At 56.0% G+C, this 2041-nt stretch carries 2 protein-coding genes; both read right to left on the bottom strand.

What is annotated here, in order from left to right; all coding sequences use genetic code 11:
* Positions 1-45: 45 nt before the first annotated feature.
* Positions 46-1578, bottom strand: coding sequence for an IS66 family transposase (gene tnpC, locus AC07OP_RS31585; protein ID WP_092359833.1), 1533 nt, complete (start codon positions 1576-1578; stop codon positions 46-48).
* Between the two features lie 18 nt (positions 1579-1596).
* A complete protein-coding gene (gene tnpB, locus AC07OP_RS31590; protein WP_019412232.1) occupies positions 1597-1956 on the bottom strand; it encodes an IS66 family insertion sequence element accessory protein TnpB in 360 nt (119 codons plus the stop codon).
* Between the last annotated feature and the right edge of the window lie 85 nt (positions 1957-2041).

Raw genomic sequence — 2041 nt, forward strand, 5'->3', positions numbered from 1 at the left:
GTAAGCGCTCCATAAACCCCACCTGTTCAAAAATAGGCGGCGCGCTTAGCTAGGCGATGCGGGCGAACAGTTCCACGGCAGCAAGGCTTCGTAATCTTCAACCGAGGTTGCCTGTGGCAGGCGCTCAAGGGCGTGGCGCAGCCACGCATAGGGCTCTTGGCCGTTGGCTTTAGCCGTCTCGACCAAACTGTAAAGTTGAGCGCTGGCCGTCGCGCCTTTGGGCGTGTCGCTGAACAGCCAGTTCTTGCGCCCGATCACGAAGGGCCGGATCGCACGCTCGGCCGCATTGTTGTCGATCGGCAAATATCCGGCTTCGGTGTAGCGCACCAACTTGATCCAGTTGCTGGCCAAGTAGCTGATGGCTTTGCCCAGTGCATTTTGCGCCGTCACTTGTGGCTGGGTTTTCTCCAACCATGTTTGCAATTGGGCCAACACCGGCAAGCTGTTTTGCTGTCGGCTTTCGTGGCGATGTTCATCGCCGACTTCTTTTAAATCTCGCTCGATACCGTACAGCTTGTTGATCAGATTCAGGGCGATATCGGCACGCCCGGTTTTACCTTTAGGCTGCACCTTTTGCGCCTCGACAAACTTGCGTCGTGCATGGGCCCAACAGCCTAAACGTTCGACACCGGACTGCGCGCCCAAGGCGTTGTAACCAACATAATCGTCGGTCATCAGGTAGCCGCGATAACCTTCGAGCAGGCGCGACGGAACCTCCTGCGCCCGGCTGGTCGAGTAGTCAAAAAGGATCACAGGCTGATTAGGCGGTCCGCCGGTTTGCACCCACATCCAGGATTGACTGGTCGGCTCTCGATCAGGCTCTTTCATCACCTGTACACGCGTTTCGTCGCAGTGGATGACGCGACTTCCCAGCAGTCGATCCCGCATCAAGTTGAGCAAGGGTTGCAGGTGTTCGCCGCACTGGATAACCCAGCGCGCCAAGGTCTGGCGTGGGATATCGATACCGTGGCGGCCCAGCACTTTTTCGAAGCGGTGAAGCGGTAAGCCATCGACGTATTTGGTCGTCAGCAGCATCGCCAGGACACTTGGGCTGGCCATGCTTTTTTCAATCAGTTGAGCGGGCTTGTCCGCGGTAACCGGTGCGGTCTCGCAATCGCGGCAACCGTAGATCTTGCGGACATGTTTGATCACACGGATTTGCATCGGCACGATCTCCAGCTGCTCGCTGATTTCCTCACCAATGGTGTGCTTGCGGCAACCGCAGGCGCAGGTCAGTTCGTGCTCGGGCAGTTCGTGGATGACGTCGATGCGCGGAAGATCGGCGGGCAGAGGCTTGCGTTTACCGCGATGTTTGGTCGGAGCGACAACCTCTTCTTCCACCGTTTCGTCGACAGACTCGGCCACGCTTTCAACTTCGTTGAACAAGGCCATTTGCGGGGTCGCGGGATCGGCTGTCTGCTCTGACTTACGCCCGAAAAGGCGCTGACGCAACAACGCGTTTTCTTCTTCGAGATGAACGATCTTGCCCTTATCCGACTCGCGCTCACTCAGCATTTGCTCAAGCAGTTGCTTGAGCAAAGCAGGGTCGTCAGGAAGGTCTTTGGGCATGGAAATCATGCCCTGGATTATACCGAATCAGGCGACAAATCGAGGCGTCAAAACTTGATGCGGGCGGTTGCGCCACAAATCAAAACCATCCAATAACCAGTTGAGTTCTTGAACCGTCAGCACGATGGCTTCATCCGAACAATCCGGCGATGTTTTGAAGCGCTCGGACTCCAGCCGCTTTAGCCAAAGGCAAAAACCGTTACGCTCCCAATACAAAATTTTCACTCGGTTTCGAGGCTTGTTGAGGAACACGAAAAGTACCGGGTCAAACACCGCGACCTTAATGTCCAGTTCGACCAGAGCGGCTAGGCCATCGATGGATTTTCGGAAGTCGACGGGTTTGGGGTAGAGATAGACTTTTTCGACTTTTGCGTCGGGACGCATCATGAGGTGCTGGCTCCGGAAAGGAATCGGGAGCACAGCATCGGGGATCAGATGGTGACTTTGAATGTGGGGTTCATGGAGCGCTTAC

This window comes from Pseudomonas sp. GW821-FHT09D08 (genome assembly GCF_059416305.1).